This is a genomic window from Kingella potus (assembly GCF_900451175.1).
In the GTDB taxonomy this organism is placed as follows: Bacteria; Pseudomonadota; Gammaproteobacteria; order Burkholderiales; family Neisseriaceae; genus Neisseria; species Neisseria potus.
This window is the reverse complement of record NZ_UGJJ01000001.1, coordinates 609,345-630,016: the sequence shown is the minus strand read 5'-3', so window position 1 is coordinate 630,016 and position 20,672 is coordinate 609,345. Positions and strand designations below refer to the sequence as shown.

Below are 20,672 nucleotides of genomic sequence, written 5' to 3'. Positions count from 1 at the left end.
TACCGTTTTGCCCGTCGGGGCGGGGAATTTTCAGACGGCCTTTCCTTTTATTTCCGGCAGCGGCTTTTTTGCAGCGTGTAGCGGCATATTCGGTATCAAATATTTTCAGACGGCCGGATTTAGCGCAAATCAGGGCGTACTTTGCAAATATTGACAGAAAATAGCGTAATCAAGTATAAAGCCGCCGCAACAGGTGCTACAAGGAATTACAGTTTTCATCTTCCCGTGAAAGCGTTTCCCGCAAGCGCAGGCCTGTCATTTTCAAAAAAGAACATCCGAAAGAGCAGAAATCCCATGAATCCCATGTACGTTACCTTCGCTATCTATCTGATAGCGGTTCTCCTCATCGGCCTCGCGGCCTATTTTTCCACCCGGAATTTCGACGACTACATTCTCGGCGGCCGCAGCCTGGGGCCGTTTGTTACCGCCATGTCGGCGGGCGCGTCCGATATGTCCGGCTGGCTGCTGATGGGTCTGCCCGGAGCCATTTACCTGAGCGGCCTGAGCGAGGCGTGGATTGCCATCGGCCTGACCGTGGGCGCGTATTTCAACTGGCTGCTGGTGGCCGGCCGCCTGCGCGTGCATACCGAATACGCCAACAATGCGCTGACGCTGCCGGATTACTTTTTCCACCGCTTCGGTGCGGGTGGACATCTGATGAAGGTGGTGTCTGCCGTCATCATTTTGTTTTTCTTCACGATTTACTGCGCTTCCGGCATCGTGGCCGGTGCCACCCTGTTCCAAAGCCTGTTTGAGGGCATGAGCTATACCCAGGCCATGTGGCTGGGTGCGGGCGCAACCATCATCTATACCTTCCTCGGCGGCTTTCTGGCCGTGAGCTGGACGGACACCCTGCAAGCCTCGCTGATGATTTTCGCGCTGATCCTGACTCCGATAATGGTGTATCTGGGCTTGGGCGGGGCGGATCAGATGTCCGCCGCCATGCAGAGCATGGCCGCAGAAACCGGCAAGGAATACGGCAGCCTGCTGGCCGGTACGACTTTTGTCGGCATTGTTTCCACCGCTGCATGGGGCTTGGGCTATTTCGGCCAGCCGCACATTCTGGCACGCTTTATGGCGGCCGAAAGCGCGAAATCGCTGGTGTCCGCCCGCCGCATCGGTATGACTTGGATGATTCTGTGCTTGGGCGGCGCGGTGGCCGTGGGCTACTTCGGCATTCCCTATTTCGGTGCGCATCCCGAACAGGTGGCGGCAATGAAAGGCAACCACGAGCGCGTGTTCATCGCCCTTGCCACGCTGTTGTTCAACCCGTGGATTGCCGGCGTGATTCTGAGCGCGATTCTGGCGGCGGTGATGTCTACCCTGTCCTGCCAGCTTCTGGTGTGTTCCAGCGCGATTACCGAAGACTTCTACAAAGGCTTTCTGCGTAAAAACGCCCCGCAGCAGGAATTGGTGTGGATCGGGCGCATTATGGTGTTGGCGATTGCCGTGGTGTCGATTCTGATTGCTTCCGACCCGAACAGCAAAGTGCTGGGTCTGGTGGCCTATGCCTGGGCGGGCTTCGGCGCGGCGTTCGGCCCGGTTGTGATTCTGTCGGTGCTGTGGAACCGCATTACTGCCTCCGGCGCACTCGCCGGCATGGCGGCCGGCGCACTGACCGTGGTGCTGTGGGCGGAATTTGTGAAAAAGCCCGCATTGGAAGCGGCCAAACTCGCCAATGAGGCGGGCGGCTGGGCAACCGTCTATGAAATCGTTCCCGGCTTTATCGTCTGCGCCCTGGTGGCAGTGGCTGTGTCGCTGCTGGGCAAAGAGCCGTCGCAGGAAGTGCGGGAACGCTTTGCCAAAGCGGATGCCGACTACCGCACGGCGAAATAAAACAGGTTTCAGGCTGTCTTGCCGTTCGGGCGGGGCAGCCTGAAAATCCGTTTTGAGGCCGTCTGAAAACAAATGTCCGGCAGGATGGAAAGTAATCTTCCGGCCATGCCTGCGCGGGGAATCTGTTTTTCAGACGGCCTCAATATTCCGCACCGTGCCGTACGGCCGGTTTTCCGTTTGGCAGCCGCCGGAAAAAAAATGATTTGACCTTGTGCAAACCTGCTTTGCAATCCGCTTGTTTGCACAGGCCGGATTGTTTACGATAAACCGTATCCGTGTGCGGGACGTAATTTTGTCCGCATACCCGAAAAGAAGCATTCCAAACCGTTCGGGCGGCCTGAGGAGGCCGTCTGAAAACACTATCGAAACCCCTGGAGAACCCGAAAAATGTTCGATTTTGCCTTTCCGACACAAACCTCCCTGCGGCAAGCAGTTACCGATGCCTACCGCCGCGACGAAATCGAAGCGGTAAACGATATGCTGCAACGTGCGCAGATGAGCGGCGAAGAACGCAGAGATGCCGACGAACTCGCCCGCCGCCTTGTTGCCCAGGTGCGCGCCAACCGCACCAAGGCCAGCGGCGTGGACGCGCTGATGCACGAATTTTCCCTGTCCAGCGAAGAGGGCGTTGCCCTGATGTGCCTGGCAGAAGCCCTGCTGCGCATCCCCGACAAAGAAACCCGCAACAAACTCATTCGGGACAAACTCTCCGAAGGCGACTGGAAAAGCCATTTGGGCAACAGCCCGTCCATGTTCGTCAATGCCGCCGCGTGGGGGCTGCTGGTTACCGGCAAACTGACCACGCCGGGCAGCGACGACAGCCTGGGTTCGGCACTCACCCGCCTTTTGGGCAAAGGCGGCGAACCGGTGATCCGCAAAGCCATGGATTACGCCATGCGGATGCTGGGCAAACAGTTCGTAACCGGACAAACCATCGAAGAAGCCCTGCAAAACGGCAAAGAGCGCGAAAAAATGGGCTACCGCTATTCTTTCGATATGCTCGGCGAAGCCGCAATGACCGAAGCCGACGCACAGCGTTACTTCAAAGATTATAAAGATGCCATCCACGCCATCGGCAAAGACGCGGCAGGGCAGGGCGTGTACGAGGGCAACGGCATTTCCGTCAAACTCTCCGCCATCCATCCGCGCTATTCCCGCGCCCAGCACGACCGCGTGATGAAAGAGCTGCTGCCGCGCCTGAAAGAGCTGTATCTCTTGGGCAAACAGTACGACATCGGCATCAACATCGACGCGGAAGAAGCCAACCGCCTCGAACTTTCCTTGGATCTGATGGAGGGTTTGGTGTCCGATCCCGATCTGGCCGGCTACAACGGCATCGGTTTCGTGGTGCAGGCCTATCAGAAACGCTGCCCCTTCGTTATCGACTATCTGATCGACCTTGCCCGCCGCCACAATCAGAAGCTGATGATCCGTCTGGTAAAAGGCGCGTATTGGGACAGCGAAATCAAATGGGCGCAGGTAGACGGCCTCGACGGCTATCCCGTGTACACCCGCAAAGTCCACACCGACATCTCCTATCTGGCCTGCGCCCGCAAACTGCTGGACGCGCAGGATGCCGTGTTCCCCCAGTTTGCCACCCACAACGCCTACACGCTGGCCGCCATCTACCAGATGGGCAAAGGCAAAGATTTCGAACACCAGTGTCTGCACGGTATGGGCGAAACCCTGTACGACCAAGTGGTCGGCCCGCAGAACCTCGGCCGCCGCGTGCGCGTATACGCCCCCGTCGGTACGCACGAAACCCTGTTGGCCTATCTGGTGCGCCGCCTGCTGGAAAACGGCGCGAACACCTCGTTCGTCAATCAGATCGTCGATGAAAACATCAGCATAGACCAACTCATCCGCAGCCCGTTCGAGACTGTCGAACAGGAAGGCATCCACCTGCACCCCGCGCTGCCGCTGCCGCGCAAACTCTACGGAGAAGGCCGTCTGAATTCGCACGGCGTGGATTTGAGCAACGAAAACGTCCTGCAAAAGCTGCAAGCCGACATGAACGCCGCCGCCGCAGAAAAGTTTCAGGCTGCCTCCGTCATCAACGGCAAAGCCCGTGCCGCACAAAGCGCAGGCGAAGTGAAAAACCCGGCCGACCACAGCGACATTGTCGGCACGGTCAGCTTCGCCGATGCCGACACCGCCAAAGAAGCCGTGGCCGCCGCCGTGGCCGCGCAGAAATCCTGGGGCGGCACCCCCGCCGCCGAACGCGCCGCCGTCCTGCGCCGCTTTGCCGACCTGCTCGAGCAGCACACCCCCGCACTGATGATGCTGGCCGTGCGCGAGGCGGGCAAAACGCTGAACAACGCCATTGCCGAAGTGCGCGAAGCCGTCGATTTCTGCCGCTACTATGCCGACCAGGCCGAACAGCTTCTAAAAGATGCCCATGCCGTCGGCACCATCGTCGCCATCAGCCCGTGGAACTTCCCGCTGGCCATCTTCACCGGCGAAGTTGCCGCCGCGCTTGCCGCAGGCAACACCGTTGTCGCCAAACCTGCCGAGCAGACCAACCTCATCGCCTTCTATGCCGTCAAACTGATGCACGAGGCCGGCATCCCCGCACAAGCCCTGCAACTCGTACTCGGCGCAGGCGACGTCGGCGCGGCACTCACGCAGGACGAACGCATCGGCGGCGTGATTTTCACCGGCTCCACCGAAGTCGCCCGCCTCATCAACCAAACCCTGGCCAAACGCAGCGACAACACTGTCCTCATCGCCGAAACCGGCGGCCAGAACGCCATGATTGTGGATTCCACCGCCCTGCCCGAGCAGGTTTGCGCCGATGTGATCAACTCCGCCTTCGACAGCGCCGGACAACGCTGTTCCGCCCTGCGCATCCTCTGCGTGCAGGAAGACGTGGCCGACCACATGATTGCCATGATCAAAGGCGCGATGGACGAACTGGTCGTCGGCAACCCCGAACACCTCGACACCGATGTCGGCCCCGTGATCGATGCCGAAGCACAGCAGAACCTGCTTGCCCACATCAACAAAATGAAAGGCGCGGCCAAGTCCTACCACGAAGTCAAAACCGCACTCGGCACCGATCCCGAAAACGCCACCTTTGTCTGCCCGATCCTGTTTGAACTGAACGACTTGGGCGAGCTGCAACGCGAAGTGTTCGGCCCCGTGCTGCACGTCGTCCGCTACCGTGCAGAAGAGCTGGACAGCCTGCTCGACCAAATCAACAGCAAAGGCTACGCGCTGACCCACGGCATCCACAGCCGCATCGACAGCACGGTGGAATACATCCGCAGCCGCATCGAAGCGGGCAACGTCTATGTCAACCGCAACATCGTCGGCGCAGTAGTCGGCGTGCAGCCTTTCGGCGGCCACGGCCTTTCCGGCACCGGCCCCAAAGCAGGCGGCCCCTTCTATCTGCAACGCCTCAGCCGCCTGAACTACTGGATGCCGCCCGAACTGACCCGGCCCGGACAGGCAGATGAAGCCGCGCTGAAAAAACTGGAAGCCCTGCTGCACAGCCTGCCGCTGGCCCAGGAGCAGAAGCTCGCCGCCGCCGCCGCCCTCGGCCAGGCGCGCTTCCGCACCCTGCGCGGTGCAGAAGCCCTGCTTACCGGCCCCACCGGCGAAAGCAACGCCGCCGCATGGCGTGCGCCCAAGCGCGTCTGGATACACGGCGGCGACCTCGACCGCAGCTTCGCCGCGCTTGCCCAGCTTGCCGCTTCCGGCATACAGGCCGTTGTCGGTACCGGCCATCCGCTTGCCGCCCATGCCGACGCATTCGGCGAACTGCTCTTGGTCAGCAGCCAGCCGGAAACCAGCGGTGCCGTCCACATTGCCGCCCTCGATCCGCTGGATACCGAACTCAGGCAGAAACTGGCCGCAGGCGGCGGTGCACTCGTCCGCATCCTGCCTTCCGCCGGCGGCCTCGACATCCTGCAAGTGTTTGAAGAAGTCTCGTGCAGCATCAACACCACCACCGCAGGCGGCAACGCCAGCCTGATGGCGATGGGGGATTAGCAGGACTCAATCTCATCCTTGACATAAATTTTCCATTATTTAATAATTAACGACAATTATTTTTTGAGGAAAATTTTTGTAAGGATGAGATGATGGCTATTCCAGCATGTCCGCGTTACAAAATCCCCGCCCTGCTGCTGGCCGCCGCTGTTCAGACGGCCTATGCGCAAAACGGCGGGGATGCCGTTCAAGCCGTTCTTGAAGAAGTGAAAGTAAGCGGCAGGCGCACCGGCAACACCACCGAAAAGCAGCAGTCCTACACCATCAACAATATGAACACCGCCACCGGCATGGCTTTGTCGGTAAAAGACACGCCGCAGTCGGTGGGCGTGCTGACCCGCAGCCAGCTTGACGACCGCGCCCTCAACAGCTTGGACGACGCGCTCAACACAGCCACCGGTGTGAATGTCGTACGCGAAGCCTCACGTCTGCGTTTTCAGACGCGGGGCTTTTTTGTCGATCAAATCGGCGAAGACGGCCTTACCCACAATGTTGCCGGGCGGCAGGGTTTGAGCGACAACGTCGAAGTATCGCCCAACACCGATTTGGCGGTTTACGACCACGTTGAAATCCTGCGCGGCGCGGCCGGGCTGACAGTGGCGCAGAGCGAGCCGGGCGGCACGGTAAACCTCATCCGCAAACGGCCGACGGCCAAGTTCCAGCATATCGGCGAAGCCAGCTTCGACAAATGGGGTACGCGGCGCGGTATGCTCGACGTTTCGGGCAGCCTGCTCTCTGCGGCGGGTTTGCGCGGGCGCGTTGTCGGCGTACACGAACACAGCGAATCGTTTAAAGACCGTGTAAACGGCCGTAAAAACGTGCTGTACGGCACACTCGAAGCCGACGTGGGCGCAAACGGACTGTTCAGCCTGGGCGGCCTGTATCAGAAATCGCACGACAAGCCCGATTTCACGGGCATATTGCTGCCCTGCGTCGATCCTGAAAACAGCTTTGGCGAAAGATGCGGCAACACCCCCGAAATCATGCCGCGCAACACCTATCTTGCCCAAAACTGGACGCGCGGCGAATCGGCACGCAAAAACCTGTTTGCCAAATTCAAATGGGGTTTTGACAACGGCTGGAAGGCCGGCGCGGATGCCAATTACACCCGTACGAAATCCGACAGCCGCATCGGCACATTCGTAACCGAAGCCGTTACCTGGCCGGGCGCGGCCTCGACAGGCGGGCGCAGCACCCACTCCATACACCCGTTCCGCTATCAGAAAACCGACAAACAATACGGCCTCAAATTCGATCTTTCCGGCCAATACGGCCTGTGGGGCGGCACACATGACTTTTACGCCGCCTACACATTCAACAAAGAAAACACCCGCTCGCGCTTCACCCGCTATTGGAACAAAACGGCAAGATACTATCCCGACTACGGCGGCTACTGGCGTTTGGAAAACAACAGCTACCCGATTTACGGCATACGCGGCGACGAAGTTCCCGAACCCGACTGGAACGAGCTGGACGGCACGGAAAAAACCGTATACGACAGCCGTTTCGGCGGCAACCAAGTGCTGTATTACGACTTAAACAGCTATTACAACAAAGCAAGCAACCACGGATTTGCCCTCAGCAACCGGTTCAACTGGGGCAGATGGCACCTGCTGGCAGGCGCACGCTACACCCGCTACCGCAACCACTCGGCCAAAATCCTCGACATTTGGGACGGCGAACGCAAACTGCCGCGTGCCGATTACGAGCATTTTTCCGACCTCAAAGGCAGCAAATGGATTCCCTATGCCGGCATCACCTACGACATCACGCCGCAGCACAGCCTGTATGCCAGCTACACCGGCGTGTTCAAACCGCAGGAAAACACCGACACCACCCACCGCAACCTGCTGCCGCCCGTATTGGGCAACAATCTGGAAGTCGGCTGGAAAGCGGCCTTGTTCGACAACAAACTCAACGCCTCGGTCAGCCTGTTCCGCATCGTCCAGAAAAACCGTGGTATCGCCGTCGTCGACAACAACTTCATGACCGCCATGAACCCCGTCGGCCGCGTCATCAGCCAGGGCATCGATGCGGAACTGGCCGGCAGCCTCACGCCGGACTGGCAGATTTTCGCCGGCTACACCTATAACAAAAGCCGCTATTCGCGTGCCGAAAAGCCGAAAAGAAGATGCTTCGACTGGAACACCTTCACCGAAGTCGAATGCCTGGGCAGAGCCTGGGACGAAGACCTCAACTTCAGCCGCCACACCCCGCAGCATATGTTCCGCCTGTATACCAGCTACACCCTGCCCGGCGGCAAATGGCAAATCGGTGCAGGCGTAAACGCCCAAAGCAAAACCTCCAGCCTCTACAACATCAGCCAGGGCGGCTACGCCGTTTGGAGCGGACACGTGCAGTACCGCATAAACAAAAACGCCTACGTCAGCCTGATCGGCAAAAACCTGGGCGACAAAATCTATTTTGAAAACAATGCCTACCGCACCCGTTCGCGCAACAATTTCTACGGCACGCCGCGCAGCTACACGCTTAAAGCAGGCTGGCGTTTCTAATGCGGAATAAATAAAAGAGAGGCCGTCTGAAAACCTGTTTTAAGGTTTTCAGACGGCCTCTTTTGCCGTTTTCCGCACCGAACCCACGTAGGGTGTGTCGCGCAGCGACGCACGCGTTTTCAGGTTTCAGACTGTCTCTTGCCGTTATGTGGCAAAGACCGCGTGCGCCGCCTCAGGGCGGCATACCCTAGCTTCGCGACAGAGGCCGTCTGAAAAAGACGAAATGACGGTTTTCAGACGGCCTCTTTTGCCGTTTTCCGTACCGAACCCGCGTAGGGTGTCGCGCAGCGACGCACGCGTTTTCAGGTTTCAGACTGTCTCTTGCCGTTATGTGGCAAAGACCGCGTGCGTCGCCTCAGGGCGACACACCCTACTTTCGCGGCAGAGGCCGTCTGAAAAAACGAAATGACGGTTTTCAGACGGCCTATTTTGCTTTTTTCCCGCACCGAACCCGCGTAGGGTGTGTCGCACAGCGACGCACGCGGCTTTGCGGTTTGTTTGGAGTGTTGTATGCACACCAAGAGCGCGTGCGCCGCTTCGGGGCGACACACCCTACTTTCGCGGCAGAGGCCGTCTGAAAAAACAAAATAACGGTTTTCAGACGGCCTCTTTTGCCGTTTTCCGTACCGAACCTGCGTAGGGTGTGTCGCGCAGCGACGCACGCGTTTTCAGGTTTCAGACTGTCTCTTGCCGTTATGTGGCAAAGACCGCGTGCGTCGCCTCAGGGCGACACACCCTACTTTCGCGGCAGAGGCCGTCTGAAAAAACGAAATGACGGTTTTCAGACGGCCTATTTTGCTTTTTTCCCGCACCGAACCCGTGTAGGGTGTGTCGCGCAGCGACGCACGCATTCCCTGCTGCAAACAAGCCGGAGCGCAACCTGCAAACAGAAAGTATCCCCACTTTCAGACGGCCTTTTGCGTATAATCGACAGCATTCTTATCTGAAAAAAGGCAGATTATGAAAACCTATCTCGTCGGCGGCGCGGTGCGCGACGCATTGCTCGGCCTTGAAGTACAGGATCGGGACTGGGTGGTGGTCGGCGGTCATCCGGATACGCTGGTCAGGCGGGGCTACAAACCCGTCGGCCGCGATTTTCCCGTTTTCCTTCATCCGATTACCCATGAAGAATACGCTCTGGCACGCACCGAGCGCAAAACCGGCAAAGGCTACAGCGGCTTTTCCTGCTACGCCGAACCCGACGTTACCCTCGAACAGGATCTGATGCGCCGCGATCTGACCATCAACGCCATGGCGCAGGATGCGGACGGCACCGTCATCGACCCCTTCGGCGGACAGGCCGATCTGCGCAACAAAATCCTGCGCCACGTATCCCCCGCTTTTGCCGAAGATCCCGTCCGCATCCTGCGTACCGCCCGTTTCGCCGCCCGCTACGGCTTTGCCGTTGCCCCCGAAACCGCAGCCCTGATGCGCGGCATGGTGGAAAACGGCGAAGCACGCGCGCTTGTGCCCGAGCGCGTTTGGAAAGAGCTGGCCAAAGGCCTGATGGAGAAACATCCCGAACGCATGATAGAAGTACTGCGCGAATGCGGCGCACTCAAAACCGTGCTGCCCGAAGTGGACGCGCTCTTCGGCGTGCCGCAACGCGCCGACTACCATCCCGAAATCGACAGCGGCATCCACACCCTGCTCACGCTGCGCCGCGCCGCCGCCCTCGATCTGTCCCTGCCCGAACGCTATGCCGCCCTGCTGCACGATTTGGGCAAAGCCCGCACGCCCGCCGAAATCCTGCCGCGCCACCACGGCCACGATGTGGCCGGAGTAGAGCCGGTTCAAGCCGTCAGTGCCCGCCTGCGCGTTCCCAAAGCCTGTGCCGAACTGGCGGAACTCGTCTGCCGCTGGCACATCATACTGCACAGCGTCCAAACCCTCCGCGCCAAAACCGTCCTCAATGTTTTGCAGCGCACCGACGCTTTCCGCCGCCCGGAACGCTTCCGCCTGATGCTCAACGTCTGCACCGCCGACATACAAGGCAGGCTGGGCAAAGAAAGCGAAGCCTACCCGCAGGCCGAACACTGGCTTTCCCTGATTGAAGCGGCCGCAAAGGTGGACACCGCCGCCATAGTCGCCACCTGCCGCAAAACCCTGAAAATCCCGGAAGCCATCCGTCTGGCGCGTTTGGAAGAAATCGACCGCATACACGAGCCGTACCGCAAACAGGCCGTCTGAAAACGGCAAAGCATATGTTCGGGCGGCTCCGACAAATTCCGCGTACACCCGCATCATTTGTGCACGGTGTTCCGCCCGCCGCCTTTCCCCGTTCAAACCGCAATACGCCGAAACCGTTTTCAGACGGCCCCTCCCGTGCAGGCCGTCTGAAAAAAGTGGCGGCAAGCCGTATCCGCCAAAGCCGGCTAATCCTGCCGGACAACAGATAAAATGCTGCGTGCGGCAGCCGCTTGCAGTATAATCCGCCGCGCCGCCGCAAGGCGGTTTCGGAGTCCGTCCGGTTACGGCTGCTCGGACTTGTCTGCCGCAAGGCTTTATTTTTTGGAGTTTCCATATGTTATCTGTAGAACAAAAAGCGCAAATCGTTAAAGATTTCCAACGCAAAGAAGGCGATACCGGTTCGTCCGAAGTACAGGTTGCCCTGCTGACCTTCCGCATCAACGACCTTACCCCGCACTTCAAAACCAACCCGAAAGACCACCACAGCCGCCGCGGCCTGTTGAAAATGGTCAGCGCACGCCGCCGCCTGCTGGCCTACCTGCGCCGCACCAAGCCCGAAACCTACCGCGAGCTGATTACCCGTCTGGGTTTGCGCAAATAATCTGCGTCCTGCTGCAAAAAGGCCGTCTGAAAACGTTTTCAGACGGCCTTTCCTATGATGCGCTGCGGTTTGTCCGCCGATTTCCGCACGGCCTGCACGCGCAACCTTGACCTGCATCAAAGCCGGATATGTGAAACTGGATATAATTACGTTCATCCGATGGCCTTTCCGGCAAGGTATCAGCCGATACCGCCGTATTTCAGTTGGGTATTCAGCTGTCGGATATTCTTTCCTTTCCTCTTGATGTGTGTGTGTTTGGGTGTGGCTTCGCGGCCACACCGTTTTTTTTGTGCGTTCATAGCGGCACAAAATAAAAAGCGGATGCGGGCGTTTGCCGCAAACAGGCCGTCTGAAAACTGCTTTTCAGACGGCCTGTTTGTTTGCCGTCCGCCTTACAGGCGCAGCAGCGCGGCAAGCTGCGGCCAGTAGAACAGGCAGGCAACGGCACAGACGGCCAGCGCGATGCCGGCGGCGTTGACGGTGGAGATTTTCTCTTTAAACAGCAGCGCGCCGGTAAGCGTGCCGCAGACAATCACGCCGATGTTCATGCCGGCAAACACCAGCGTCGGGCTGTCGGCCAGAGCCTGATGGGCGCGGATATACGAGAGGATGTTGCCGAAATTCAGTACGCCCAAAAGCAGGCCGCCGATGATGCTGCGTGCCGACCATTTGGTGCTGCGGGAAAACAGCATACCGAACATCAGCATGGCGGCCAGGGCGAAAGCCACCAGCAGGTTGCCGGAAAATGCGGTGCCGCTTTTGGCGAGCTGTTTGAAGAGGATGTCGATGGTGCCGTAGCCCGCCCACACGGCCAGGAGCAGCCACACGCTGTGCAGGCCGCTTTTTTTGCCGCCTTCGTGCTTCCACAGCAGGCAGGCGAGGGCGGTGAAGGCGAGGACGAGCCCGATCAGCCGCCCCTGTGTCAGCGTTTCGCCGAACAGGGTAAACGAGGCGAGTACGGGCAGAAACAGCGACAGACGCTGCGCCGCGTCGGATTTGACGATGCCGGCCGCGTCCACCGCCCGTCCCATCACGACAAACACCGAGGGCAGCAGCACGCCGAGCGCGGCAAACAGCCACCAGGTCGGCAGATACTGCCGCCATGCGGAAAGGTCGGGTTGCAGCACGGCCACGGTCAGTCCCACGGCGGCGATGTAGTTGGCGGCAACAGCCTGGCCGAGGTCGATTTTCTGTCTGCGTGCGGTTTTCAGCAGCACCGATACGGCAACGCTGCAACAGATGCTGATGATGAGATAGTGCATATTTCTGCCTTTTTTGTATCCGGGCGGGCGGCCTGTGTGATGAGGCCGTCCGAACATCCCGTTTTTCCGTCAGCGCAGATGCGGCAGCACGTTCAACACCGCCGACAACACGGCTTCGCCCAGCCGCAGCGAACGCTGGCCGTTCCAGCCGAAATCGTCGTCGGGCAGGTTGTCGTTGTCCTTAAACGGCATTTCCAGCGTGTACGCCAGGCAGCCGAAACGGTGGCCGACCCAGTTGGTGGCCATGCTCAGATCCGCCCGGCCGGGCGCGTCTTTCGGATAGCCGTATTCGTCTTGGAAATCGGGGCTGGCGGCGGCGAAGGCGGCTTTGAAGCGGTTTTCCAAAGCGGCAATGCGCCCGCCGTATTCCGGCACGCCTTCCGTGCCGGCCAGAAAAATGTAGGGCAGGCCTTCGTCGCCGTGGATGTCGAGAAACAGGTCTACGCCGGTTTCCTCCATTTTATTGCGTACATAAAACACTTCCGGGCTGAGTGCTTCGCTCGGTTCGAGCCATTCGCGGTTGAGGTTGGCACCGGCGGCATTGGTGCGCAGATTGCCCAGTGCCGAGCCGTCGGGATTCATGTTCGGCACAATGTAAAACGTGGCGCTGTCGAGCAGGGCGCGGGCGGTGGGATCCTGCGGGTCGAGCAGGCGGGAAAGCAGGCCTTCGGCAAACCATTCGGCCATGGTTTCGCCCGGGTGCTGGCGGGCGGTGATCCAGATTTTCAGGTCGCTTTGCACTTGGTTGCCGATGGTGAGCAGATTGATGTCGCGCCCCTGCACGGTGCTGCCCAAATCTTCGATCTGGCACAGGCCGCTGCCTTGTGCTTCGCCCAGCAGGTTCAGATGCTGTTCGCTCGAATAGGGCTCGAAATAGGCGTAGTACACGCTGTTGGCCAGCGGCGTGTGTTCGACGGACAGTACGCCGTTTTCATAGCGCGTGGGCACGCAGAACCAGTTTTGCCGGTCGTAGGACGCGCGCGCCTGGTAGTTTTCCCAGCCTGCGGGATAGGCGGCCGAGGCGGCGTTTTCAAAGTGCATGACGCAGTTTTGGTAGGCCGCGCCTTGCAGGCGGAAGTAAAACCATTGGGCGAAATCGGAGGCGTTGTCGGGGCGCAGGGCGAGGCGGATGTTTTGCGGGTCGGAAAGGTCGTGCACGACGACGGAGCCGGCATCGAATTGGGCGGAGATTTTCAGCATGGGATTGCAAAGCGGACGGTTGGAGGAAGGCGGCATTATAGTTTTTCCCGCGCCGTGCCGCCATATCGGGCTGCGGCGGCAGTACAGGCCGTCTGAAAACGCGTCCGGACGGCTTGTGTGTAATTTGTCTGCCGTCTGCCGCCGCGCTTTGGTTTTTCAGACGGCCTGTATAATCGCGGCCTGTCTGAAAACGGGAAACCGCTATGAAACTGACTCTGATGTTCCGCGAATACTGCAGCCTGTGCCACGCGATGCGCGACGCGCTCCGGCCTTTTCAGGACGAATTCGGCTTTGAATTGGAAATTTTCGATGTGGACGACGATCCGCTTCTGGAAACGCGTTACAACGAACTTGTCCCCGTGCTGCTCGACGGGGAAACGGAAATCTGCCATTGGCATTTGGACGCGCAAAAGCTGCGGGCGTATCTGATGCGGAAGGCCGTCTGACAAGCCGGTTTCCGCCGCATCCGTCTGCCGAAAGTTTGGGCATCGGCAAGTGGCAGACCGCAAACCGCGTGCGTCGCTTGGGCGACACACCCTACCTGATGCCGCACAGGCTGCTGCTTGTTGCAAAGCCATTTCTGCCCTCTGCGTAGGGTGTGTCGCCCAAGCGACGCACGCGTTCTTTAAAATCCGGCTAAACCCAAAAATCCGGCAAAAGGCCGTCTGAAAACCGCAAATGCGGTTTTCAGACGGCCTTTGTGTTTTACAAAGCAAATACAAACATCGTTGTTTGTATAACGGGCAGGGCGTTGCGCTTCCATCCGCAGGGAAAAAGGCCGTCTGAAAAGTGCAAGAGGGACTTCGGATGTGCCGCATCCGTATTTTCAGACAGCTTCTTTTACGTGTTGAAAACGGCCGTGCCGACATCCGCAAGCGCGTGCGTCGCTGCGCGACACACCCTGCTTTAAAGGGCAGAGGCCGTCTGAAAATCAATATCCGTCGTTTGTTCGGGATATAGCGGTTCTGCACCGCGCCCGTTTGTCGAAAGTCCGGGTAACGGCAAGCGGCAGATAGCAGACCGCAAACCGCGTGCGTCGCTTGGGCGACACACCCTACCTGATGCCGCACAGGCTGCTGCTTGTTGCAAAGCCATTTCTGCCCTCTGCGTAGGGTGTGTCGCACAGCGACGCACGCGTTCTTTAAAATCCGGCTAAATCCAAAAATCCGGCAAAAGGCCGTCTGAAAACCGCATATGCGGTTTTCAGACGGCCTCGGCTGCGGGCGACCCGCCCGATGCGTCAAAAAAGCTGCCGGAGGACGAATCCGGCAGCTTTTTGCGGGAAGCCTTATTTCAGCAGGTCGGCCACGCCTGCTTTTTCGTCTTCCAGTTCCTGCAAAGTGGCGTTGATGCGTTCGCGGCTGAATTCGTCGATTTCCAAGCCGCGCACCAGTTGGTATTCGCCGTTTTCGCAGGTAACGGGGAAGCCGAATACGGTACCTTCGGGGATGCCGTAGGAGCCGTCGGAGGGGATGCCCATGGTTACCCATTTGCCGTTGGTGCCCAGCCACCAGTCGCGGATGTGGTCGATGGCGGCGTTGGCGGCGGAGGCGGCGGAGGAGAGGCCGCGCGCTTCAATGATGGCTGCGCCGCGTTTGCCGACGGTGGGCAGGAAGACTTCGGCGTTCCATTGCTGGTCGTTAATCATGTCTTTCACGCTCTGGCCGTTGATGGTGGCGAAGCGGTAGTCGGCATACATGGTGGGCGAGTGGTTGCCCCAGACGCAGAGTTTTTCGATGTCGGCAACGGCTTTGCCGGTTTTCTCGGCAATCTGGCTGGCGGCACGGTTGTGGTCGAGGCGCAGCATGGCGGTGAAGTTTTTCGCGGGCAGGTCGGGGGCGGACTTCATGGCAATGTAGGCGTTGGTGTTGGCGGGGTTGCCGACAACCAATACTTTGACGTTGCGGTCGGCCACTTTGTTCAAGGCCGCGCCCTGTACGGTGAAAATCTGGGCGTTGGCCTGCAAGAGGTCGGCGCGTTCCATGCCTTTGCTGCGCGGGCGTGCGCCGACGAGGATGGCAACCTGTGCGTCTTTAAAGGCCACTTCGGGGTCGTCGGAGGCAGTCATGCCGGCCAGGAGCGGGAAAGCGCAGTCCTGCAATTCCATCATCACGCCTTTGACGGCGTTTTGTGCCTGCGGCAGATCCAGAAGCTGCAAAATCACGGGCTGGTCTTTGCCGAGCATTTCGCCGCTGGCGATACGGAAGAGCAGGGCATAGCCGATTTGGCCGGCAGCGCCGGTTACGGCAACACGGACGGGGTTTTTCATATTGGATACTCCTTTGTTGATTGTAGGGTTGGAACGGCTCGGCCTGCCGGTGGCGGAATGCGCCGTGTGCTGTTTTCAGGCAGGCGGCAGCGAGTTTACTTGAACGGGCAAGATTTAATCAAGTTGTGTAAAGAAAACGGGATGCCGTTTTTCAGACGGCCTGAAAAGGCGTGCAGGCCGTCTGAAAACCTTTCGGCCGCTGCGTCCCGCGCCGTTTGCGTGGCGGCGGGTTTATTCTGTTTTTACGCCGGCGCACTTGCGTGGCAGGTAGCTGCGCTGGATGTCGCCGGCAAAGTCGCAACGCCAGGAGACGGTGCCGTTATGGATGCGCGGGGTATAGACGATGGTGTTGCCGCTCACGGAGGAGGGGAGGGAGGAGTCGGTTTTGAGGCGGGCGTAAACGGTGCCGTCCCGGGTGTAGGCTTCCTGCCAGTAGCGGCTTGACGGGGGCAGGGTAAAGCCGGCGTTTTTTTTGCCGGCGGCGATTTCGTCGCCCAGTTTGGCAAGGGGGATGCCGAGTTCGCCGTAGGCTTCGGTCAGTTGGTTGCGGGTGTCGTATTCCAAGAAGGCGGGCAGACAGCCCAGGAAAACGAATTGGAGGTAGCCCATGAGCAAACCGGCGATGGCAAGGCCGTTGCCGTCTTGGCCTTCCCGGCGGATTTGGCCTCTGGCGATGTGGCCGAAGAGGACGGCCAGCGGGCCGAGGATGAGGGGGGCGTACCAGCCGATGCCGATGATGGCGCAGACAAGGCTGGCGATGGCGAAGCCGTTGGTGCTTTTGGCGCGGCGCAGCTGCTGTTGCGTGGCTTGGTAGTAGCGGCCGTCGTCTTCGGGCCGGGGGTTGGGGCGGACGCTGCCGGTGATGATGATGTCGTCTTGGTCGCGGATGCCGTCGTCTTCGGGCTGTCGGTTGTGCGGTTTGTTGTGGTCGTGCATGGTTTTTTCTCGTAAGTGGGGGAATCGGGTGCTTGCTGTATTTCGGAGGCCGTACCCGCCTGTGCGGGGATGATGTTTCTGAAAAACGGGTCTGCATAGTGAAACAACTGTTTGCACGGCAGGCAGGGGGTGTGGCGCAAGCCGCGCACGCGGTTTCAGACGGCCTCTATGCCCACTGCCAGCGGTTGCGCCATGCGCCGATGACGGCGTTGGGGTATTTGCTGCTGCCGAGGCTGCCGTTGAAACGGGCGAGGGCGCGGGTGAGGTTGCCGTTTTCGACGTTGCTGTAATGGCGCAGGATGGTGCAGCCGTAGCGCAGGTTGGTGCGGATGTCGAAGAGGTTGTGGTCGGGCCTGCCGATGTAGCGCTGCCAGAAGGGCATGACCTGCATCAGGCCTTTCGCGCCGACGCTGCTGATGGCGTATTGGCGGAACGCGCTTTCCACTTCGATGAGGCCGAGGACGAGCTGGGTGTCGAGGCCGGCGCGGGTGGTTTCGTATTGGATGTTGACGAGCAGGCGGCGGCGGGCGGCTTCGTCGGGAACGAAGTGTGCGAGGCGGGCGGACATATCGGCAAGCCAGCGTTCGCCGTCGCGCGGGTTGGCAAACACGAGGCGGGCGGGGTTGATGTTGCTGACGGAGGTGCGCATCACGGAGGCAACGTCGTCGGAGAGGGTTTCTTCGCGTTGCGCGCCGGCCAGCAGGGTGCGGGGGAGAAAGAGGAATGCGCCGCCGGCGAGCAGGAGGCGGCGGCGCGGGGGGAGGGGTAATCGGTTTTCCATGTTTTGCGGCAAACGGTTTATTCGGCGGCTTCTTCCAACAGCCATGCCTGTGCCTGTGCGGCATCGGTGAAGTATTTGGGGTGGGTTTGGGTAATCAGTTCGGAGAGGACGGCGGCGGATTTGATCCAGATGTCGTCAACGATGATGGCGATGCGGCCGAAGTCGCGGTCGTGTTCGCGGACGAATTTGATCTGCTCCCAGGCCATGTCGATGGTGAAGTCTTTGAGCAGGCTCAGATCGAGCAGCAGGTCGGGACGGTGGACGCGGGCGGCGGCGGCGATGACGGCCTGTTCGAGCTGGCGGAAGTCGTCGAGTGTGAATTCGTTGTAGAGGGCAACGTTCAAGCCGTAGTTTTGTTCGCGGATGGAGATCATGGTTCAGCCTTTCTGTCGGGTGCCGACGGTATGGTTGCGGTGTTTACTTTTTCAAGCCGCTCAAAATGCCGCTTGCAATAATGATACCGATGCCCAGCCATTCCTGCCAGCCGATTTGCTCGCCGAAAAAGAAAATGCCGGCCAGGGTGGAAAATACGACGGTGAGGTAGGCGAGGGCGGCAACGGTGAATTTGCGCCCGACGGCGTAGGCGTGCGTCATGGCAAGCTGCGCCAGCATGGCGGTGGCACCCACGGCCAGCAGGTAGGGCAGCGATTGCAGGGAAACGCTGTGCCAGCCGGTGAGGGTGGCCAGTGCCGCGCCCATCGCCATGCCCACCAGCGAGAGGTAGAACACCACGCGCCATGCGGGTTCGCCCAAGAGCGAGAGTTCGCGCACCTGCATATACGCCCAGCCTGCGGCGAGGCCGCCGAAGAGGCCGACCGCCGCCGCCCATTCCTGCCCGGCGGAAAACGAGGGTTTGAGCAGCAGCACCACGCCGGCAAAGCCGACCAGCAGCACGGCTTGGGTGTAGCGGGAGATTTTTTCGCGCAGCACCAGCGCGGAGAGTACGGCAAGGAAAATGGACGAGGTGTAGGCGAGGGTAACGCCGGTGGCCAGCGGCAGGTGCATGACGGCGTAAAAGCCGCAGGTCATGCCTATCGTGCCGCTGATGCTGCGGTTGAGATGGCTTTTCAGATGCGGTGTGGCGAAGGTTTTGCCCTGTGCTTTGGCCAGTGCGCCGAGTACGGCGGCGGCAAAAACCATGCGCCAGAAGACGAGTTCGCCGCTGCCCATGCCGAATTTCTGGTGGGCGGCTTTGATGGCGAGGTTCATCAGGGTGAAAAACAGCGCGGCGGCAATCATCCAGGCCGAGCCGATGAGTTCGCGGGCTTCCTGGCTGCGGGCGGGTTTTTTTGTTGTATTTGGTTTCATGATTTTATGGAAGGGCGGCAGGCGGGCGGTATGCCGCGCGGCAAGGCATGAGGCCGTCTGAAAACCCGTTTGCGGCGTTCAGACGGCCTTTTTGCGGCCGGGGATCAGGCTGCGGCGATGAACAGCGCGATGATGCAGACGAAACCCGCGCCCCACACCATCGAGCGCAGCCGCGCTTCGCCCGCGATGTAGCACAGGCAGAACAGAATGCGCGAGAGGACGAACAACACCGCCCAGAAATTGATCGCGGCCTGCGATGCGCCGCCTGTGGCGTGGGCGATAACCACGGCGGCGGCGAAAGGGGCGAAGGTTTCATAGCCGTTTTGCTGGGCGGCGTTGGCGCGGGCGGCCGCGCCTTCGGTTTGCGCCAGAAATACGCGCGGGTTGCCGTTGTCGCGTTTGAAGTCGAAGCCGCCGCGTTTTTTTGCGTACATCGCGCAAAAGAGGGGCAGCAGGGCGGCGAGCAGCACGCACCAGTAGGCGAGGGTCATGATGTTTCCTTTGTTCGGGCGTTGGAAAGGGCGGCATTATACAGCGGCGGCGCGGAGGGCTGTCTGCACAAAAAGCCGTGCCGCAGCCTGTGCGTGTGCGGCTTATCCCGCAGCGCACGGCAAAATGCGGTGGATACCTTGTGGAAAAACCGCTTTGTCCTTTGGCGGATATGGATATTTTGATGCTGCCTGTTTTTTGTGCAGGCAGGCGTATCGTTGGCTTTCCCGTTTGCGCAAACCCGTTTTCAGACGGCCTCTGCGGCTGTGCGTCTGGGCTATAATGCCGTTTTTTCGCAGATGCAGGAGCCGCTATGCCGGAGAACACCGTTTTTGCCGCCGCCGGACTTGTGCCGCAGGCAGGGCGGATTTTTGCCGCCGTATTTGCCGTACTTGCCGCCGCCTCGTTTGTCGGCCGCTGGCTGAAACGGAAAAAAGGTGCGGACAACGCCGTAATCGCCAACCTCAACGCCCGCATCTACGCCTGGTGGCTGATGACGCTGGTGCTGCTGGCGGCGTTTTGGTTCGGCAAAACGGGGGCGGTGCTGCTGTTTTTCCTGATTTCCTTTGCCGCGCTGCGCGAGTTTATGACCCTTATCTACCGCCGCCGCTGCGATTATTACAGCATGGCGGCCTGTTTTTACGTGCTGCTGCCGGTGCAGTATTGGCTGGTGTGGAGCGAGTGGTACGGCCTGTTTGCCATCTTCATCCCGATGTACGGCTTTCTGCTGCTGCCGATTATTGCCGGCCTGAGCGGGCAGACGGAAGACTTTCTCGCCCGTGCGGCGAAAACGCAGTGGATGGCGATGATCTGCATTTTCTGCCTGTCGCACGTGCCCGCGCTGATGTTTCTGCGGCTGGACGGCTTCGACAGCGGCAACAATGTCCTGCTGCCGGTATTCCTGATTGCCGTGGTGCAGGCTTCCGACGTGCTGCAATATGTTTGGGGCAAGCTGGTGGGCGGCAGGAAAATCATGCCCGCGCTCTCGCCCTCGAAAACCGTGTCCGGCACGGTGGGCGGCATTGCCTCGGCCACGGTGCTGGCGGCCCTGCTTGCGCCGATTACGCCGTTTGCCTACTGGCAGGCCGCCCTTTTCGGCCTGCTGATCTGCCTGATGGGCTTTGCCGGCGGGCTGGTGATGTCGGCCATCAAGCGCGACTACGGCGTGAAGGACTGGGGCAGCATGATCAGCGGCCACGGCGGAATGCTCGACCGCGTGGACTCGGTGTGCTTTGCCGCACCCGTGTTTTTCCATTTTTTAAGGTATTTTTGGAGCTGAGGCCGTCTGAAAACG

15 protein-coding genes are annotated in these 20,672 nt (G+C 59.9%); 7 read left to right on the top strand and 8 right to left on the bottom strand.

Annotation, left to right across the window (positions count from 1 at the left end; all coding sequences use genetic code 11):
* Window positions 1–294: 294 nt before the first annotated feature.
* From putP to rpsO, 5 genes are all read left to right on the top strand, one after another.
* Window positions 295–1,836 carry a sodium/proline symporter PutP gene (putP, locus tag DYE40_RS02775; RefSeq protein WP_115307628.1) on the top strand — a complete coding sequence of 514 codons (1,542 nt, stop codon included), beginning with the start codon at window positions 295–297 and terminating at the stop codon, window positions 1,834–1,836.
* Between the two features lie 387 nt (window positions 1,837–2,223).
* Window positions 2,224–5,829: a bifunctional proline dehydrogenase/L-glutamate gamma-semialdehyde dehydrogenase PutA gene (putA, locus tag DYE40_RS02770; protein ID WP_115307627.1), complete on the top strand. Its 3,606-nt coding sequence runs from the start codon at window positions 2,224–2,226 to the stop codon at window positions 5,827–5,829.
* 92 nt (window positions 5,830–5,921) lie between these two features.
* A complete protein-coding gene (locus DYE40_RS02765) occupies window positions 5,922–8,342 on the top strand; it encodes a TonB-dependent siderophore receptor (RefSeq protein WP_172461193.1) in 2,421 nt (806 codons plus the stop codon).
* 960 nt (window positions 8,343–9,302) lie between these two features.
* On the top strand, window positions 9,303–10,532 hold the full coding sequence (locus DYE40_RS02760; RefSeq protein ID WP_115307625.1) for a multifunctional CCA addition/repair protein: 1,230 nt from the start codon (window positions 9,303–9,305) through the stop codon (window positions 10,530–10,532).
* Between the two features lie 334 nt (window positions 10,533–10,866).
* Window positions 10,867–11,133 carry a 30S ribosomal protein S15 gene (gene rpsO / locus DYE40_RS02755; protein ID WP_115307624.1) on the top strand — a complete coding sequence of 89 codons (267 nt, stop codon included), beginning with the start codon at window positions 10,867–10,869 and terminating at the stop codon, window positions 11,131–11,133.
* A 392-nt stretch (window positions 11,134–11,525) separates the two neighbouring features.
* Here rpsO and DYE40_RS02750 read toward each other — a convergent pair whose 3' ends face one another.
* The gene (locus tag DYE40_RS02750) at window positions 11,526–12,395 is read right to left on the bottom strand and encodes a DMT family transporter (protein ID WP_115308256.1); all 870 of its coding nucleotides are present in this window, start codon (window positions 12,393–12,395) and stop codon (window positions 11,526–11,528) included.
* A 69-nt stretch (window positions 12,396–12,464) separates the two neighbouring features.
* Window positions 12,465–13,595, bottom strand: coding sequence for a M14 family metallopeptidase (locus tag DYE40_RS02745; protein WP_115307623.1), 1,131 nt, complete (start codon window positions 13,593–13,595; stop codon window positions 12,465–12,467).
* A 203-nt stretch (window positions 13,596–13,798) separates the two neighbouring features.
* Between DYE40_RS02745 and DYE40_RS02740 the strand changes: the two genes are divergently transcribed.
* Window positions 13,799–14,041, top strand: a complete 243-nt coding sequence (locus tag DYE40_RS02740) for a glutaredoxin family protein (protein WP_115307622.1) — start codon at window positions 13,799–13,801, stop codon at window positions 14,039–14,041.
* An 842-nt stretch (window positions 14,042–14,883) separates the two neighbouring features.
* Here the strand turns inward: DYE40_RS02740 and DYE40_RS02735 are convergent.
* The 6 genes from DYE40_RS02735 to DYE40_RS02710 form a co-directional block, all read right to left on the bottom strand.
* Window positions 14,884–15,864, bottom strand: coding sequence for a malate dehydrogenase (locus DYE40_RS02735; RefSeq protein ID WP_115307621.1), 981 nt, complete (start codon window positions 15,862–15,864; stop codon window positions 14,884–14,886).
* 231 nt (window positions 15,865–16,095) lie between these two features.
* Window positions 16,096–16,800, bottom strand: coding sequence for a DUF4190 domain-containing protein (locus DYE40_RS02730; protein ID WP_115307620.1), 705 nt, complete (start codon window positions 16,798–16,800; stop codon window positions 16,096–16,098).
* A 166-nt stretch (window positions 16,801–16,966) separates the two neighbouring features.
* Window positions 16,967–17,581, bottom strand: coding sequence for a lytic transglycosylase domain-containing protein (locus tag DYE40_RS02725; protein WP_115307619.1), 615 nt, complete (start codon window positions 17,579–17,581; stop codon window positions 16,967–16,969).
* 17 nt (window positions 17,582–17,598) lie between these two features.
* Window positions 17,599–17,955, bottom strand: coding sequence for a SpoIIAA family protein (locus tag DYE40_RS02720; protein ID WP_115307618.1), 357 nt, complete (start codon window positions 17,953–17,955; stop codon window positions 17,599–17,601).
* A gap of 43 nt (window positions 17,956–17,998) precedes the next feature.
* Window positions 17,999–18,889: a DMT family transporter gene (locus DYE40_RS02715; protein WP_115307617.1), complete on the bottom strand. Its 891-nt coding sequence runs from the start codon at window positions 18,887–18,889 to the stop codon at window positions 17,999–18,001.
* Window positions 18,890–18,993: 104 nt separating this feature from the next.
* Window positions 18,994–19,380: an MAPEG family protein gene (locus DYE40_RS02710; RefSeq protein WP_115307616.1), complete on the bottom strand. Its 387-nt coding sequence runs from the start codon at window positions 19,378–19,380 to the stop codon at window positions 18,994–18,996.
* Window positions 19,381–19,691: 311 nt separating this feature from the next.
* On the opposite strand from DYE40_RS02710, the gene DYE40_RS02705 reads away from it, so the two are divergent.
* Complete coding sequence (locus DYE40_RS02705) at window positions 19,692–20,657, top strand: phosphatidate cytidylyltransferase (RefSeq protein WP_115307615.1); 966 nt, start codon at window positions 19,692–19,694, stop codon at window positions 20,655–20,657.
* The last annotated feature ends 15 nt before the right edge of the window (window positions 20,658–20,672 follow it).

Bases quoted from the DNA above. Each gene is read 5' to 3' on its own strand.
- DYE40_RS02745 (WP_115307623.1), bottom strand. From the start codon at position 13,595: ATGCTGAAAATCTCCGCCCAATTCGATGCCGGCTCCGTCGTCGTGCAC.
- rpsO (WP_115307624.1), top strand. From the start codon at position 10,867: ATGTTATCTGTAGAACAAAAAGCGCAAATCGTTAAAGATTTCCAACGC.
- DYE40_RS02750 (WP_115308256.1), bottom strand. From the start codon at position 12,395: ATGCACTATCTCATCATCAGCATCTGTTGCAGCGTTGCCGTATCGGTG.
- DYE40_RS02735 (WP_115307621.1), bottom strand. From the start codon at position 15,864: ATGAAAAACCCCGTCCGTGTTGCCGTAACCGGCGCTGCCGGCCAAATC.
- DYE40_RS02705 (WP_115307615.1), top strand. From the start codon at position 19,692: ATGCCGGAGAACACCGTTTTTGCCGCCGCCGGACTTGTGCCGCAGGCA.
- DYE40_RS02715 (WP_115307617.1), bottom strand. From the start codon at position 18,889: ATGAAACCAAATACAACAAAAAAACCCGCCCGCAGCCAGGAAGCCCGC.
- DYE40_RS02730 (WP_115307620.1), bottom strand. From the start codon at position 16,800: ATGCACGACCACAACAAACCGCACAACCGACAGCCCGAAGACGACGGC.
- DYE40_RS02725 (WP_115307619.1), bottom strand. From the start codon at position 17,581: ATGGAAAACCGATTACCCCTCCCCCCGCGCCGCCGCCTCCTGCTCGCC.
- DYE40_RS02765 (WP_172461193.1), top strand. From the start codon at position 5,922: ATGGCTATTCCAGCATGTCCGCGTTACAAAATCCCCGCCCTGCTGCTG.
- putA (WP_115307627.1), top strand. From the start codon at position 2,224: ATGTTCGATTTTGCCTTTCCGACACAAACCTCCCTGCGGCAAGCAGTT.
- putP (WP_115307628.1), top strand. From the start codon at position 295: ATGAATCCCATGTACGTTACCTTCGCTATCTATCTGATAGCGGTTCTC.
- DYE40_RS02720 (WP_115307618.1), bottom strand. From the start codon at position 17,955: ATGATCTCCATCCGCGAACAAAACTACGGCTTGAACGTTGCCCTCTAC.
- DYE40_RS02740 (WP_115307622.1), top strand. From the start codon at position 13,799: ATGAAACTGACTCTGATGTTCCGCGAATACTGCAGCCTGTGCCACGCG.
- DYE40_RS02710 (WP_115307616.1), bottom strand. From the start codon at position 19,380: ATGACCCTCGCCTACTGGTGCGTGCTGCTCGCCGCCCTGCTGCCCCTC.
- DYE40_RS02760 (WP_115307625.1), top strand. From the start codon at position 9,303: ATGAAAACCTATCTCGTCGGCGGCGCGGTGCGCGACGCATTGCTCGGC.